Below are 15,836 nucleotides of genomic sequence, written 5' to 3'. Positions count from 1 at the left end.
TTAGGTTATCAAAAAATGGATTTAATAGAAGCACTCAATTGGCGTTATGCGACAAAACGGATGACGGGAGAGAAGATTGCCGGAAGCGATCTCGATACTATTCTGGAAGTCATTCGTTTAACGCCAACAGCATATGGTCTGCAACCCTTCAAGGTGGTTGTCGTCACAAATGAGGATCTTATCGACAAGATCTATCGGAACTCCTGTCCCCAGGTCGTGATCAAGCAATGTTCACACCTGCTTCTCTTCAAAGCTAGAAAACGGCTCGATCCGGAATACCTGGAGGGTTTTTTGAACGAGATGAGGCGAGTCCGGAATGCTTCGGACGAATATATCGACGGGTATCGGTCGAAGATCGAACGGGTAATTGAGAATCCCGAGATCAACAAGTTCAGCTGGATGATCAGGCAAACCTACATCGCGCTGGGGTATGCAACTGTTGCCGCGGCAATGCTGGGAATCGACGCCACGCCCATTGAAGGATTCGATGCGCGGTCGCTCAACGAGATGCTTGGCATTGACACTGAGAAGGAGGAGGTAGTGGTGTTGCTTACGCTGGGGTATCGTGATGAGCAGGAGGACAAGCTGGCAACCCTTCCGAAGATCAGAAAACCGATGGATCTGCTGGTGGAGAGGATGGAGTGAGTTGAATCTCAATATCTCCTGTTCCGCATGGTTGTTGTACCGCCTCGCTTTTTTCGCTGCGGAACCATCCGTGTAGAGTCGCTACCCCCTTGCCACAACATCCTTTCGAAATCGTTGAGCTCCTTTTCTATGCGCTCCTGTTCCGCTTTCAGCTCTTCTGGGGTGGAGGTGTACTGCGAGATGGCCAAGTTTCGCGGGTTGGAGCTCTTGTAGATTTCGCCGTCGTACTCCCTCATGATGAAAAAGTCGTCAATCGTTCCCGAGAGGGCATTGTTGAGCGACGAGCTCATGACGGGTGTCCGGAGCAGATAGGGGCGAAGCTGGTCGTAAGGTACCCAGAAGAGCGGATAGCGGACGGTCTGGGGTTCATACTCTCCCTGTCGAAACAGGATGGGAGATATTGCGATGGGGCGCACCCTGTAGTTTGACGTACCGGTATCAAAGGAATACAACTCCTTCAGGTAGTATCCCTGTATCTCGTGACTGGGGATATCCTCTTCATCGACAACCGGTTTTCCGTTGGTTAACTCATGACCGATCCCGAACCGGTCGAGAAGCTCCTTGAAATCGATCTTGTACTCGTCTGTAAAGAGCTCTTTGCCGTCGAGATATTCGTAGGCAACAATCTTCTCTTCCGCGAGCAGTTTAAAGATCAGCGTAAAGAGGTTTCTCCCTCCCTGGCCGGGCTCTGTTGGATGGTAGAGTGCTGCGTTGCGTTCCTTCGTGAGATCGAGATAGCGGTAGACCTCGCGCCTCCATTTGATATGGTCGGTCTCTTCCACTCCCCGATTCTCCTGGGCGACAGCGTTTACTGCTGTAGAGAGAAAAAATGCCGAAAGCAACAATATCTGCGTAATTTTCATTGCCGTATTTTTTTGGTCCCCATTCCGGAACCTTGGTTCATGACTCAATTTACCTTTACCTCGATGACTGCGATCTCCCTTTCCAGTCCGTCGGGACCGACGGCTTTCACCCCAGAGATGTAGAAGTATCGTCCACGCTGCAGCCTGCGTATCTGCTCTTTTTGCCTCTCCGAGAAACGGCTGCCATCCGATATTTCGGGGATGGCGTTGCCCATGGCGTCGAAAAAGAGAGTACGGAAGCTGATAACCCGGAAAGGGATGTTGAGGATGCCGTCGTCAATCGCCGCACTGATCCCTGTAGCGTTCATCAACTGTGATTTAGTCAGGCTTCCCCCCTTAAAGATCACCCGATTGCCGTTGGCATCGACATACTCGATATAGGGTGTAGGGTCGGGCAGGGGGCGGATGCGGAAATTCCGGGAGGCCAGCTGCCGTACCTCGCCTCCTCGCCTTGCCGTTATGGTGATGGTGGCATCCCGGCCTGCCGCGGCTGGAGTGGCTTCCCACACTCCTCCCTTCCTGACGAGCGAACCGTTGGTCATGGAGGCTGAAATATCCTGCGGTGCAATTCCCGGTGCAGAGATGCTGATCTCGTTAGGTATCCCGGCATAGAGCACATTCATCAGGGTGGGAGCGATGGTGGCCATGGGTTCGATAACGGTGTAGCTCTCCGAAAAAGCTTTACGGACAACATTCCCGTCGCCACCTGCCATTTCGATATAACCCTCCACCGGAAATGTTCCCACCGAAGTGCTGCCAACGGTGAAGAGTCCGTTTGCGGAGGGATCGAGCGGCTTGCCGTTCACAACCACGTTGTGTCGCCGCGTGGAGTCTGCTGCCGAAAGGATAATCCTTGCCTTGTAGGTATCGCCCTGGAAGAGCACTTTCGATTCGGGAATGACATATGCCTGGAGCTGGTTTACCCGCAGGTCGTTCCCGTCGATGGCATCGAGCAGGCTTCTTAGGGCCTCACTTTCTGACAGGCGGATATCGTTCTGAATCTTTGAGAGAATCGTTACGGCTGCAGATACGGGCATCTCCCTGAAAAGCGACTCCTCCCAGCTCCCCGAAAACCGTTCATGTGTTGACAGTTCCGTACTGAGACTGTTTTCGATGAGGGTGCGGCTGCCGGGATCCTGAATCAGGGCTGCCACAACCCGCCGGTAACTCTCGATAGCTGCACGTAACCTCTCTCCTTGTCGCGTTGAGGATGATAGCATCACAGTAGCTGTCGCGTCCCAGTTCTCCTTGTTCCTGATGTTGCCGACATCTCCTCTCTTGCCATCCGACTCCCTGACGATCTGTTGTTTAAGCTCATCGATATGGTTCACCAGCGAGTCGCTCATCCGTTTTACCTGCATGGCTTTCCCGTACCATTCGCCAGCCTTCTCCCTGTTATGGGAGTTGTAGTTTTCGAGCTGCTTCAGAATTGAACCGTTCTTCGCCTGCATCTTTTCCGTTGAACGCTCCAGAGTGTCGCCAATGATGTCGAATCCCCTGAGGACATCTGCCGATACGTTCAGGGCCAACATCGCGATAAAAACCAGATACATCAGGTTGATCATCTTCTGGCGGGGAGAGTTGGGACTGTTTGCTACCATCTTCTGCAGTTTAAAACCGTTTTAACCCTCCTCCTGCTTTTCGGTTCCGTTTCCGGATGACATCGCCTGGATCAGGCGTCCGTAGATCTGGTTCAGCTCCTGGATCTGCCGGGTCATCCTCGCCGTCTCCCGGTTGAGAGCATCAACCTCCAGGGAGTGCCGACCTATCTGTTGTGAATTCTCGATGATCTGACGGCATGACTCCTGCAGCGACTCCGACAGTTTGGCTATACGTTCAGTTGCCTGGGCATACTGTGCCGTACCCTCTGCAACGGGTGTGAGCAGACTCGCAAGGTCTGTGGCGGGAGTGGAGAGTGGAGCCGACTCCTCCCGGTGGAGTGCAGGGTAGGGAGCTGCGGGGGTGGCCTCAGGCCTGTCGAGTCCGTAAAGGATAAATACTATACACTCGATCACCATGCCGGTCCCAAATATGATGTTTCCCCAGATCCCCCACCAGTGCAAAACCTTGACCATGGCTCCAAATATGACGATGGCCGCTCCAAAGCTATAGGCATACTGGAGGAACCGTTGTCCGACGTCGGTCTGAAGACCCTTCTCAATTTTTCTGATTAGCTTGTTCATCTTCTTATGTTTTCATATGCCCTTGCCTGGTTATTTCCTTACTCCTGAGGGAGTTCTTACGCACCGGAATCCGATGTAGGACCTTCCCCGGTTCTGGAATTCCGAATCACGCATATCCGACCTGATAAAGGTGGAGATATCTTTCCAGGAGCCGCCCTTTACCACCTTACGCTTCAAGAGATAGGGATCCTCAACGGCAGCATCGTACCGGTACTCCGGATTCATGTCGCTCATCAGCCGGTTTCCCGATTCGGTATAAGCTGTGGAGGTCCATTCGGCTACATTTCCTGCCATATCGTAGAGCCCGAAATCGTTTGGCGGATAACTTCTGGTTTTGGCAGGGATCAGGTTACGGTCGGCGGCATATGCCCCTTCGCCCGGCTTGAAATTGGCCAGGTAACACGCCTTGTCATCCTGGAGATCATCTGATCCCCACGGGTATCTGTTCTCTGTCTTTCCGCTCCTGGCTGCCATCTCCCATTCCGCTTCGGTGGGGAGCCGGTACTTCTCGATGGTGACCTCCTGACGTTGCAGCGATCTTCGCAAAAACATTGTACGCCATTCGCAGAATGCGGTTGCGGCCTCCCATGTTACACCCACCACGGGATGGTGTGCGAAGGCGGGGTGGGAAAAATAGTTATGCAGGTAGTACTCGTTGTTGGCATTTTCGAAGTCGTTTACCCAACATGTGGTATCGGGATAGATGTTCACGATGCGGGTGTGGACAAAGTCGTAAAGGCTGCTCAACGGGCGCGTGATGGTTTCGTTGACGATACGTCCCGTCTCGTCGATATATGCCGTGTCTTTCGTTATCATGATCACTTCGTCCGGATCGGGGGGGATGTCGGTATTCAGTATCCGCTCTTCCGGATTCAGCCGTTTGTGCCGCTTTGCCGCTTCGGTAGCGTCAAACCATTCGTAGCGGAAGTTCATCTGCCGTGCATCCAACATCTTCTTTCCGGTTATCGGATGTGTTACATAGACACTGTTGATGGCCGCCTCCTCCTCCTCGGTGTTTCTGGTCCAGGGAATGGGAATGCTCCAGTTGAGGCGGGGCGGTATGGGGTCACCATATTCGTCCTCGGTAATCTTGTACCGTTCATCGCCGGCATAGGCCGGATCGGCAAGCCGTTCACGGATGATGGAATCGCGTACCCAGAAGACAAACTGCTTGTACTGCGCATTGGTGATCTCCGCTTCGTCCATCCAGAAATCGTCGACCGACACCCCGCGGGTGGGCACGGTGATGCCCCACAGCGAATCGATCTCGCCGGGGCCCATCCGGTATGCTCCCCGCTTGACCAGCACCATGTTGTAGGGTGTAGGTTCGTGCCATACTTTTCCTACAGGCACTCCTGTCAGTTCACCTCCCGTGCTTACCCCTATTCCCGGGCGGCCACAGGCTGCCAATATGGTCAGCAACAGGATCGGAAGAGATTGATTACGTATTGTCATACAGTATAAGAACTTGAAAGTCAGTTGTCAGATGCGAAAAGGACGATGTTACAGGAGGCGGATACTCTTGTAGGGCATCGGTTCCCTTTTGAACAGATTTGCGGGGAGCAGGTATCTGCAGCTCACTTCGTGGCTGCCCCCACTCTCTTTTTCCGGTCCGTACCGGTATAGCCTGTAAGCATACCCCAGTTGGAGGTGACCGATGATGGTCCCGGCGAAAAGAGCGTACTCCTCCCTGCCGTTTCGCGATACTCCTGCCGAGATTTTTTGATCGAACACCATCCGCACGGCCGAATGCAACCGGGTGGATGCATTGTCCGTCAGCAGGAGAACCGCCGGCCTTATCTCAAATAACGGATGAAAGAGGCTGATATTGTATTCGGCCATAAAATTATAGGAGACGGGAATCTTGGCATGGATGGAGTCGACCCCCAACTCACTGTTGGGTGGGAGTAGTGATGGCCGATTGAGATGCATCACTGCCCCGCCGAAGCGGATCTTCCCCGATCTCCATGAAAATCCGGCATTCAGGTCTACGCTCCTGCCCTCCATCTCCAATGCTCCCATTTGGAGGCCAACTCCAAGTATCCCTTTTCCGGCTCTCCGGTTCAATGCATATTGGGCGGCGAAGAGCCTCCTTTGTTGCTTGCCTCCGATTATGGTTGAGACTGTTTGCAGACCTATGCCGTGTCTCGCTCCCCAGAATTCTACCGGCATATCTGCAGAAAGCATGAGGTGCCGGGGTGGATCCTCAATTTTTGCCAGATGGTGGAGATATAGGGCTGTAACCTGGATTTTTCCGCTCTCTCCAGCAAACGAAGGGTTAAAATATCCACTGGCTGTCCAGAACTGGCTGAAGGGAATATCCCATTGCGCCTGCAACTGAACCGCGCGGAAAAGCAAGATCAGGATCAATATAGCTGTGCTGACTCTTCCCATTACGGTTATAACGGAATACGGAGTGAAAAATTGTATCTTTACTCATTCAATTTTACTATTTTTGTTTTTGCAAAGCGGCAGGTCGGAACGTCAGGTACCGCTCTCTGAAAGATTAACCGCAACACCAGTAAAAAATGATTATATGAAAAAGCACTCAAAACAACTTCTGTTATCGGCGGTTTTTACCGTCCTTCTAGTTTCAACTCTTTTTGCCCAGCCGGCTCAGACACTGATTGAGGTGAATGTTGCTCCGGATAGGGGTGATTGGATCTATAAAGCTGGCGAGAAAGTGAAATTCAACCTGTCGGTAACCAAAAACAACATCCCGGTACAGCATATCTCCGTACGGTACGAAGCGGGTCCGGAGATGATGCCTCCCGTAACCAGAGGGAACCTGGTATTGAAGAACGGAACGGCCGTCATCGACGGTGGCACCCTGAAAGAGCCGGGCTTCTTGCGTTGCAAGGTGGTGGCCATATATGAAGGAAAAGAGTATGTGGGGCTGGCAACTGCAGCTTTCGATCCGGAGTCGATCCGTCCTACAACCAACGAGCCGGGGGATTTCATGCAGTTCTGGGAAAACGCGAAAGCTGCCAATGCAAAGATTCCGATGGATGCCAAGATGAGGTTATTGCCCGAACGCTGTACGGAAAAGGTGAATGTCTACGAGGTCGGCATCCAGAACTACAAGATCGGCAGCCGCCTGTACGGTATTCTCTCTGTGCCGAAGGGTGAAGGTAAATATCCGGCAATATTGCGTGTCCCCGGAGCAGGTGTCAGGCCCTATAACGGTGATATTGCAAATGCTGAAAGGGGAGTGATCACGCTTGAGATAGGCATTCACGGGATCCCGGTAATCATGGATGCATCGGTATACGAAAATATCCGGGCTGCCGCGCTAGACGGATATCAGAATTTCAACCTGGACGACCGCGACCGCTACTACTACAAGCGGGTATATCTGGGCTGTCTCCGTGCGGTTGATTTTATCTTCAGCCTGCCGGAGTTCGATGGCAGCAATATTGTTGTGATGGGTGGCAGCCAGGGTGGTGCCCTCTCGATCGTTACCGCTGCATTGGACAGCAGGATAAAAGGGTTGGTGGCCTTCTATCCGGCCCTGGCCGATCTGACAGGCTATCTCCATAACCGTGCCGGTGGATGGCCGCATCTCTTCAACGAAGCAAACCTGGCATTCAACAATTTACCCAGGAAGATCGAGACCAGCAAATATTACGATGTGGTCAATTTTGCCCGCCACCTGAAGGTGCCCGGTTTCTATTCGTGGGGTTTCAACGACGTAACCTGTCCACCTACCTCCACCTACTCGGCATATAACGTGATCACGGCTCCGAAAACGCTTTATCTGGCAGAGGAGACGGGGCACTGGACATATCCCGAACAGTGGAGTAAAGCCACCACATTCGCCTTGAAGTTGTTGGGGAGATAGTTATTTCCAGTTCTTGTGCACCAGCTCTCGATCCAGGCCGCTTTTGCGACCCATTTCCCGCCTGCTTGCCAAAAGGGATAAATGAGAGAATAGCTCGCTGAATCTGTTCCCGCAGAAGAGCTTTATCATATCCAGCTCTGGTGCACAAGAACCTATTTTTGAGTATCGTTTTCCTTTATCTCCTCGAAATCGACGTCGATGGCCTCTGCTGTTTCGAAACTACGTTTCTGATAATCGAGAATGCGCTCCTCCTGTCTTTCCGGTTCGCTCTTCGGTTGGTTCCGGTACCGGCTGTAGGGGTTGTTCCGGGGTTTTCGTCTGGTTCCAAAGATTGCACGACCCAGGAAGTTGAATATCATGTAGATTATTGAAAAGATCAGTAAGACTTTTATCAGAAAACCCATTTTTTTATTCTGTTGTTTCAAAATATACTATTTGTAAAGATTCTCTCCTTTTCTCATCGAGAAGAGTGAGATGACAATGTAGGCCAGGATACCCCAGGCAACTCCCTTGATTCCCCAAAACACCACACAGCCGGTCATTATGACGATAAGTAGCAGTTGCCTTTCGTTTCCCTTGATCTTCATGCTCTTTATCTTCAGGGAGAACATGGGAATTTCGGAGATCATCAGCAGCGAAAGTACCAGAATCAATCCCGCCGTCAGGTAGAGATAGAACCCGTTGGTGCCGGCAGCGAGACAGGTACCGCAGACATAGCTTACCCAAAAGAGCCCGTTTGCCGGTGTGGGCAGACCGAGAAAGGAGGTGGTCTGGCGGTCGTCGATATTGAACTTGGCCAGCCTGTATGCCGAGAAGAGCGGGATCAGGAAAGCGAGATAGGGTATAACGGGCTCAAACCGCGAGAGGAGATCGGGTAGAAGCGTGTGGTCCTGCAAAAGTTTGAAGACGGCAGTAGCAGGGGCAAGACCAAAACTGACCAGATCGGCCAGCGAGTCGAGCTCCACCCCCATCTTCGAGGCAACACCCAGTGATCGGGCGGCCAATCCGTCGAAGAAGTCGAAGAGTGCCGCAACGGCAACCCAGATGACGACTGCGGTAAAATCTCCCCGGAACGCCATGGTAATGGCTATGCACCCGGAGAACAGGTTGAGGAGTGTGAGGATATTAGGAATCTCTTTTTTCATGACTCTCTTCTCTTTGTGGCAGTCGTGCCAGCAACGATTCGTTGGCACGGACCTCATCGCCAATCTGGACCAGGATCTCACTGTCGAGAGGCAGAAAGAGATCCATGCGGGAACCCAGCTTGATGAACCCGAGGCGGTCGCCGATGTGGTAAAACTCTCCCTCCCTGACATAGGTTACGATCCGGCGAGCTACGGCTCCGGCTATCTGCCGGGTGAGCACCCGATGTCCATCGGGTGTTTCGATGATGATATTGCTTCGTTCGTTCTCGTGGCTCGATTTGGGGAGGAATGCCGCATGGAAATTACCCTCCTGGTGTGAATAGTGTACAACTTTTCCGGTGACAGGTATCCAGTTTGAGTGGGCGTTGAAGAACGACATGAAGATCGATATCTGTATTCGCTCCTCGTTGAAGAAATCCTTTTCGAAAGTCTTTTCAATCACCACTATCTTACCGTCGGCAGGAGCATTGACATAACCGAGCAGGTCTCCTTCGTAAACACGACTTGGCTTCTTAAAGAAATTCAACATCAATGCATAGACAACTACCGAAACAAACAGGAGAATAAATGTAACCAGGCTCTCGGGGAAAAACCGGAACATCAATCCGTTTAGCAATACCAGAATAATCGTCGTTAAGAGTAGTGTCTTCCTTCCTTCTTTGTGAATAAGCATGATGTAAATAATTTAAATCGAATCGGTTGCGAAATATCTCTTCTGGAAGTCGGAATCGATGGGTTGACCATCCTGCTGGTTGTCGGAGCCATTGCCAGCTTCGCCGACCTGTTTCCGGTACTTTTCCGGCACATACTCCTCCCATATCTCCTTGTCGAGATATGGCACGATGGCGGGGACAACAACACGAATCCTGTCGTAGAAAAAGGACTCTCTCTTTATTTGTGGTTTAATCAGTCTCTCGTTGACGTCGAGCATCAGCACCAGGTTGAGCAGGATACTCAATACAACGGCGGTTGTCCCGATCGAGACCACACTTCCAGCCAACCGGTTGATGAAATTGAGGTTTACCGACTCGAACAGTTTCTGTATAACCATACCTGCCAGCGATACCACTGCTGCTATGGCCAGAAAGGCCAACGCATAGGAGAGTACGTGGAGCGCTTGAGGGGAGAGATCGACAACTCCCTCGAGGTGGGGTTTAATGTTGACAGCTACCCTTCCGGCAAAAACAGCGGCCAAAACGACGGTAGCCAAACCGACAAGCATCATGATCAAGCCCTTCCGGTATCCGTCTACAAATGCGGCAAGCAGGGAGATCAGCACGATGAGGTCAAACCAGTTCAACATAAGTAATCGATGTTTATCTTCTCGGCTTCAATTGTTTCGTTTAGAAAAAGGGAGGCCAGATCCACGAACTTGCCGGGCAGATCGGTAGTGAAATAGTTAACGGTACCATTCACTGAGCACCTCTTCTCAATTTCGGGGTGTCGATGCAGATAATCCTTCAGGCTTTCGGCTACATGTCTCCCTTGCGAGATTACCCTGATCTCCCTCCCTTTGGGCAGAAACTCTATTATCTTGTCGATCAGGAGAGGATAGTGGGTGCAGCCCAGGATGATGGTGTCGATCAGGTCATCCTTTCTCAGAAGGTTGTCGATATGCTGTTTGATAAAATAGTCGGCTCCTGGCTTGTCGAACTCGTTGTTTTCCACCAGCGGAACCCACATGGGACAAGCCTCGGCCGACACCTTCAGGTGGGGGTAAAGCTTTGCAATCTCAATCTCGTATGATCCCGATATGACAGTTCCGGTTGTTCCGAACAGACCGACATGCCCGTTCTTGGTGAATCGGGCGACAGACTCTACCGTTGGCCGGATTACACCGAGTACCCTTCTCGACGGATCGATCTTGGGTAGATCTACCTGCTGTATGGTGCGCAGCGCTTTAGCCGACGCCGTGTTGCAGGCCAGGATGACCAGGCGGCAGTTCTGTTCGAAGAACCAGGTTACAGCGTCGCGCGTGAATCGGTAAACCGCATCGAACGATCGATTTCCGTATGGTGCCCGTGCATTGTCGCCCAGGTAAATGTAATCGTATTGAGGCAGCAACGACCGTATCTCTGACAATACGGTAAGCCCGCCATATCCAGAATCAAAAATTCCGATTGGCGATTGTTGTTGTTCAGTATCCCCTGTCACACCTATCTGACGATATTGCGTTTAGTTGATTCCCAACTTTGCCTTTACCAGCGGATTGGCATCCACTGCAACAGGATTGACAAAAGCAATTCCCGGGTTGGCCAGGTCATAGATAACCGTGAAATTCTGTTCGATGCCTACCTGATGGATTGCCTCGGAGATTTGCTGTTTTAGCGGTTCGAGCAGCGCATTTTCCTGCTGTTCGATATCTTGCTGGGCCAGCTGCATAAATTGCTGCATCTTGTTCTCCAGTTCTGTCAGCTCCTGCATGCGGCGCAACTTTATGTTTTCGGCAAGTGAGCCCTGATAGGTGATGTAATCTGAATATTTCTTGTTATATTCGTTCTGCATCAGCTCAAGCTCCTTCTTGTAATTTTCGCTCAATGCGATGAGCTGTTGCGTAGCCGCCTCCTTGGCAGGAAAAGCACTCAATAGTTCGGTTGTATTCACGTAAGCAACAGTTACTTGTGGGTCCTGAGCAAATAGGGTGGAGCTCAGTAACAAAAACAGAACACTCAAGCTTAACAACGTTGTCTTGTTCATAATAACCATGTTTTTTAGACGTAAATAATTTTGGTTAGAACAACATAACCGCGTTGGCAATTGTAATTCTTCCCCGTGTGTTTTAGCCGCATCCCGCTTCCTGCAGGATGCGGCTAAGTAAAAGGAATTAAAATTACAATGTCAACTGGTTATGTGTCATATTTTATAGTGTTTTCTTCACTTCAACCTCCTCGTATGATTCGATAATGTCTCCTACCTTGATGTCGTTGAAGTTCTTGATGCTGATACCGCACTCGTATCCTGCTGTAACCTCCTTGACATCTTCCTTGAAACGTTTCAGTGAATCCAATTCGCCGGTAAAGATAACAATTCCGTTTCGAATTAGACGAATTTTGTTGGTGCGTTTTATTTTACCGTCGCGAACCATTGAACCGGCTACGGTACCAACCTTGGTGATCTTGAAGACGTCGAGTACCTCAACGTTTGCCGTGATCTCTTCCTTGATCTCGGGCGAGAGCATGCCCTCCATGGCGGCTTTCACCTCTTCGATTGCATCGTAGATAATGGAGTACAACCGGATGTCGACTCCCTGTTTCTCAGCTTCGCGTCTTGCGCCCAGCGAGGGACGGACCTGGAAGCCGATAATGACCGCATCTGACGCTGCGGCGAGGGTGACGTCAGATTCAGAGATCTGACCCACAGCCTTGTGGATGACATTCACCTGTATCTCTTCTGTCGACAGTCGGATAAGCGAATCGGAGAGAGCTTCAACCGAGCCGTCAACATCACCCTTCACGATAATGTTCAGCTGCTGGAAGTTTCCAATGGCTATCCTGCGTCCGATATCGTCGAGGGTAAGCATCTTCTGCGTACGGAGCGACTGTTCGCGTTGCAGCTGTTCACGGCGTGCCGCAATGTTGCGGGCCTCCTGGTCGCTATCCATCACGTTGAAGGTGTCGCCGGCCTGTGGTGCACCGTTCAATCCAAGCACAAGCGCCGGTTCAGACGGTCCTGCTTCGGTGATTTTCTGATTGCGTTCGTTGAACATCGCCTTCACCCTCCCGTAGTAGGTTCCGGCCAGCAACACATCTCCCTGCCTGAGGGTTCCGTTCTGTACCATTACGGTGGCCACATAACCCCGCCCCTTGTCGAGCGACGACTCCACGATGGAGCCGGATGCCTTCCTGTTGGGGTTGGCCTTCAGGTCGAGGAGGTCGGCCTCCAGCAGTACTTTCTCGAGCAGCTCGTTAATGCCGATCCCCTTCTTGGCTGAGATCTCCTGCGACTGGTACTTTCCACCCCAATCTTCCACCAGGTAATTCATTTCGGCCAGACGCTCCTTGATCTTCTCAGGGTTTGCTCCAGGCTTGTCGATCTTGTTGATGGCGAAAACGATGGGAACCCCGGCTGCACCTGCATGGTTTATAGCCTCGATGGTCTGGGGCATGACGTTGTCGTCGGCTGCCACAATAATGATGGCCACGTCGGTCATCTTGGCGCCTCGGGCACGCATGGCGGTAAATGCTTCGTGACCCGGCGTGTCGAGGAAGGTGATCTTCCTGCCGTCGGGCAGTTTTACGTTGTAGGCACCGATATGCTGGGTGATACCTCCGGCCTCTCCTTCAATGACGTTGGTATTACGGATACTGTCGAGCAGCGACGTCTTTCCGTGGTCGACGTGCCCCATGACAGTTACAATGGGCGGACGAGGCTGCAGATCGCTGGGATCATCCTCCTCTTCGGTGATCGCCTCGATCACGTCGGCACTCACAAACTTGGTCTTGAAGCCGAACTCGTCGGCGACAATATTGATGGTTTCCGCATCCAGACGTTGGTTGATGGCCACCATGACACCCAGGTTCATACAGGTGGCGATGACACTGGTTACGGGAACATCCATCATGTTCGCGAGGTCGTTGGCTGTAACGAACTCGGTAAGCTGCAATACCTTGCTTTCGCGTTCCTGCTGCTTGATCTCTTCACGTTGACGCTGCGAGATCGCTTCCCGTTTTTCGCGGCGATATTTTGCACCACCCTTTCCTCCACGCTTTTCGGTGAGCCGGGCAAGTGTCTCCTTGATCTGCTTTTGAACATCCTCTTCGCTTACTTCCGCTTTTATCGGTTTGCGGAGGACCTTCTTGTCACGACGGAAGTTTTCGCCATGTGCTCCAGCCTTCTCTAAGTTGACTTTGCCTTTGTCGATCCGTTTGCGTTTTTTCTTCTTGCTATCTTCCTCGGCTGTATCGACAACACCTTTCTTCTTCTCTTTCTCCTCGATCGACTCCTTCTTCAGGCTTTTTACAGCCTCTTCCTTGGCTTTCCGGGCATTTTGCTCCTTTTCACGCTCCAGACGTTCTTTTTTTCGCTGAGCCCTCGATTTGCGGGGAGGACGGGTCCTGTCGTTGATCGATTCCAGGTCGATGGAACCCTTAACCACGATATTGGGCTCTTTCAGTTCCTTGTGAATGCGGAATACCTCATCGCCTCTCTTCTCCAGTTGGGGAGCTGCTGTTTCCTGTTCCGAGATCTCCTCTGCTGCCGGAAGTTCAACCTGCTCTTCAACGCTCTTCTCCTCTTCCTGTACCACCGGGGTCTCAACGGCAGGAGTTTCCGGTTCCACTACTGTCTCGTCGTGCGGAACAACAACGGTCTCTTCTGGCTTTGCCGGTTGTGGAGTCTCCTTTTCCACCTCGGGAGTCTCCTTCTCTTCAGGTTCTTCTCTCTTGGGTTCAATGGGGACTTCAACTTTAATCTCTTCCGGTGACGCCTCAGCCTCCTTCTTCGTTTTTTTGTTCTCATCGAGTTCGATGCTTCCAACAACGTTGATTTTGGGCTTCAGGCTATCGGGGATCTCCGTTCTGATGGTCTCTTTTTCGACTTTCTTCCGGGGTTTTTCAATGATCTCGTACCCTTCGATGGCAATCGTTTCCCGTTTGTCATCTTTCCGGTGCATCCTTTCGAGATTTTCAATGGCCTCTTTCTTGATCTTCTTGTCCTTGCTGAATTCGGCAACCAACAAATTGTACTGTTCCTCCTCAATCTTCGTATTCGGATTTGCTTCAACAGTAATTCCTTTCTTGTGCAAAAATTCAACCAGGGTGTTGATCCCTACATTTAAATTCCGAGCTACTTTACTTAATCTTTCAGCCATATAGTTGAGTTTGTCCTTTCTTAATTTATTGGTTATTGAACGGTTGTAACAGTCTTGTTATTCCGGATTCTCGTCGCTATTCTCTTCATCTTCAAATTCGTAACGAAGAATTCTGAGTACTTCGTCAACAGTGTTCTCTTCCAGGTCTGCCTCCTTGATCAGTTTCTCGCGCGGCAGGGCCAGTACGTTCTTTGCAGTTGAGCAACCGATCCGTTTGAGCTGGTCGATTACCCATCCGTCTATCTCGTCGCGGAATTCGTCCAGATAGATATCCTCTTCGTCGAAGTCATCGATCTCCCTGAAAACTTCAATGTTGTATCCGGTAAGCATCGATGCCAGTTTGATGTTTGCTCCACCCTTGCCGATGGCCAGCGAAACTTCCTCGGGATAGAGGAATACTTCGGCACGGCGCTCCTCCTCCTTGATGGAGATGGAGTTGATCTTTGCCGGGCTGAGCGCCCGCTGGATAAAGAGGCTGGTATTGTTCGTGTAGTTGATTACGTCGATGTTCTCGTTTCGGAGCTCACGAACAATGCCGTGGATACGGAAACCTTTCATTCCCACGCAGGCACCCACCGGATCGATTCGGTCGTCGTATGCCTCCACAGCCACCTTGGCCCGTTCTCCGGGAATACGGGCGATAGCTTTGATGGTGATCAGTCCGTCGTTAATCTCGGGAATCTCCATTTCGAACAGCCGTTCGAGGAATACGGGCGATGTCCGCGAAAGAATGATCTTGGGGTTGTTGTTCTTGTTCTCCACGCGGGCAACAATAGCACGGACATGCTCTCCCTTGCGGAAAAAATCGCTGGGGATCTGTTCCGTTTTGGGAAGGATCAGTTCGTTATGTTCATCGTCGAGCAGCAGCAACTCTTTTTTCCAGACCTGATAGACCTCACCCGTTACAATCTCGCCAACCTTCTCCTTGTACTTGTTGTAGAGGTTGTCCTTCTCCAGTTCCAGGATCTTTGAAGCCAACGTCTGGCGAAGGTTCAGTATCGTCCTCCTCCCGAAATCTTCCAGCTGGAGCTCGTCGGTGACCTCTTCCCCAACCTCGAATTCGGGGTCGATTTTATGCGCTTCAGTCAGACTGATCTCCATGTTGGGATTCTGGAGCTGGTCGTCCTCGACAACCACCCGGTTGCGCCAGATCTCCAGGTCGCCCTTGTCGGGATTGATGATGATGTCAAAATTCTCATCAGTACCCACCGATTTGGCAATCACGCTTCTGAATGACTCTTCAAGCACACTGATCATGGTGGCCTTGTCAATATTCTTCAGCTCGTTGAATTCTGAGAATGTATCTATTAGGCTGATTGTTTCCTTCTTTTTGCCCATATGCTAATTTTT

Annotated in this window: 15 protein-coding genes; 2 read left to right on the top strand and 13 right to left on the bottom strand. The window is 51.3% G+C overall.

What is annotated here, in order from left to right; translation table 11 throughout:
• The first annotated feature begins 15 nt into the window (after positions 1 to 15).
• On the top strand, positions 16 to 645 hold the full coding sequence (locus ING2E5A_RS12820) for an NAD(P)H-dependent oxidoreductase (RefSeq protein WP_071137744.1): 630 nt from the start codon (positions 16 to 18) through the stop codon (positions 643 to 645).
• Between the two features lie 8 nt (positions 646 to 653).
• Here ING2E5A_RS12820 and porN read toward each other — a convergent pair whose 3' ends face one another.
• From porN to ING2E5A_RS12795, 5 genes are read right to left on the bottom strand one after another with little or no spacing between them, the layout of a single operon-like run.
• Entirely contained in the window at positions 654 to 1,508 is an 855-nt protein-coding gene (porN, locus tag ING2E5A_RS12815; protein WP_083373343.1) for a type IX secretion system ring subunit PorN/GldN, read from the bottom strand.
• 44 nt (positions 1,509 to 1,552) lie between these two features.
• A complete protein-coding gene (gene porM, locus ING2E5A_RS12810) occupies positions 1,553 to 3,109 on the bottom strand; it encodes a type IX secretion system motor protein PorM/GldM (RefSeq protein WP_071137742.1) in 1,557 nt (518 codons plus the stop codon).
• Between the two features lie 21 nt (positions 3,110 to 3,130).
• On the bottom strand, positions 3,131 to 3,691 hold the full coding sequence (locus ING2E5A_RS12805; RefSeq protein WP_071137741.1) for a GldL-related protein: 561 nt from the start codon (positions 3,689 to 3,691) through the stop codon (positions 3,131 to 3,133).
• Between the two features lie 30 nt (positions 3,692 to 3,721).
• Positions 3,722 to 5,146: a T9SS ring complex lipoprotein PorK/GldK gene (gene porK / locus ING2E5A_RS12800; protein WP_071137740.1), complete on the bottom strand. Its 1,425-nt coding sequence runs from the start codon at positions 5,144 to 5,146 to the stop codon at positions 3,722 to 3,724.
• 48 nt (positions 5,147 to 5,194) lie between these two features.
• A complete protein-coding gene (locus ING2E5A_RS12795; RefSeq protein ID WP_071137739.1) occupies positions 5,195 to 6,085 on the bottom strand; it encodes a type IX secretion system membrane protein PorP/SprF in 891 nt (296 codons plus the stop codon).
• Positions 6,086 to 6,227: 142 nt separating this feature from the next.
• Between ING2E5A_RS12795 and ING2E5A_RS12790 the strand changes: the two genes are divergently transcribed.
• Complete coding sequence (locus ING2E5A_RS12790) at positions 6,228 to 7,532, top strand: acetylxylan esterase (protein WP_071138363.1); 1,305 nt, start codon at positions 6,228 to 6,230, stop codon at positions 7,530 to 7,532.
• 152 nt (positions 7,533 to 7,684) lie between these two features.
• On the opposite strand, the gene ING2E5A_RS12785 is transcribed toward ING2E5A_RS12790, so the two are convergent.
• The 8 genes from ING2E5A_RS12785 to nusA all read right to left on the bottom strand — a co-directional run bounded on the left by ING2E5A_RS12785 (position 7,685) and on the right by nusA (position 15,824).
• Positions 7,685 to 7,936 carry a hypothetical protein gene (locus ING2E5A_RS12785; RefSeq protein WP_071137738.1) on the bottom strand — a complete coding sequence of 84 codons (252 nt, stop codon included), beginning with the start codon at positions 7,934 to 7,936 and terminating at the stop codon, positions 7,685 to 7,687.
• A 27-nt stretch (positions 7,937 to 7,963) separates the two neighbouring features.
• Complete coding sequence (gene pssA / locus ING2E5A_RS12780; RefSeq protein ID WP_071137737.1) at positions 7,964 to 8,677, bottom strand: CDP-diacylglycerol--serine O-phosphatidyltransferase; 714 nt, start codon at positions 8,675 to 8,677, stop codon at positions 7,964 to 7,966.
• A complete protein-coding gene (locus tag ING2E5A_RS12775) occupies positions 8,658 to 9,350 on the bottom strand; it encodes a phosphatidylserine decarboxylase family protein (protein ID WP_071137736.1) in 693 nt (230 codons plus the stop codon). Before ING2E5A_RS12775 ends, pssA begins: the two co-directional genes overlap by 20 nt.
• 12 nt (positions 9,351 to 9,362) lie before the next feature.
• Positions 9,363 to 9,980, bottom strand: a complete 618-nt coding sequence (locus ING2E5A_RS12770) for a CvpA family protein (protein WP_071137735.1) — start codon at positions 9,978 to 9,980, stop codon at positions 9,363 to 9,365.
• On the bottom strand, positions 9,974 to 10,831 hold the full coding sequence (gene murI / locus ING2E5A_RS12765; RefSeq protein WP_071137734.1) for a glutamate racemase: 858 nt from the start codon (positions 10,829 to 10,831) through the stop codon (positions 9,974 to 9,976). The genes ING2E5A_RS12770 and murI overlap by 7 nt, the downstream gene beginning before the upstream one ends.
• A gap of 21 nt (positions 10,832 to 10,852) precedes the next feature.
• Entirely contained in the window at positions 10,853 to 11,374 is a 522-nt protein-coding gene (locus ING2E5A_RS12760) for an OmpH family outer membrane protein (protein ID WP_173652383.1), read from the bottom strand.
• Between the two features lie 163 nt (positions 11,375 to 11,537).
• The gene (gene infB, locus ING2E5A_RS12755) at positions 11,538 to 14,486 is read right to left on the bottom strand and encodes a translation initiation factor IF-2 (protein ID WP_071137732.1); all 2,949 of its coding nucleotides are present in this window, start codon (positions 14,484 to 14,486) and stop codon (positions 11,538 to 11,540) included.
• A gap of 57 nt (positions 14,487 to 14,543) precedes the next feature.
• The gene (nusA, locus tag ING2E5A_RS12750) at positions 14,544 to 15,824 is read right to left on the bottom strand and encodes a transcription termination factor NusA (RefSeq protein WP_071137731.1); all 1,281 of its coding nucleotides are present in this window, start codon (positions 15,822 to 15,824) and stop codon (positions 14,544 to 14,546) included.
• Positions 15,825 to 15,836: the final 12 nt, after the last annotated feature.

It is taken from the genome of Petrimonas mucosa (assembly GCF_900095795.1).
GTDB lineage: Bacteria > Bacteroidota > Bacteroidia > Bacteroidales > Dysgonomonadaceae > Petrimonas > Petrimonas mucosa.
The sequence above is the reverse complement of the archived record's forward strand: the minus strand, read 5'-3'. Positions and strand labels throughout refer to the sequence as shown.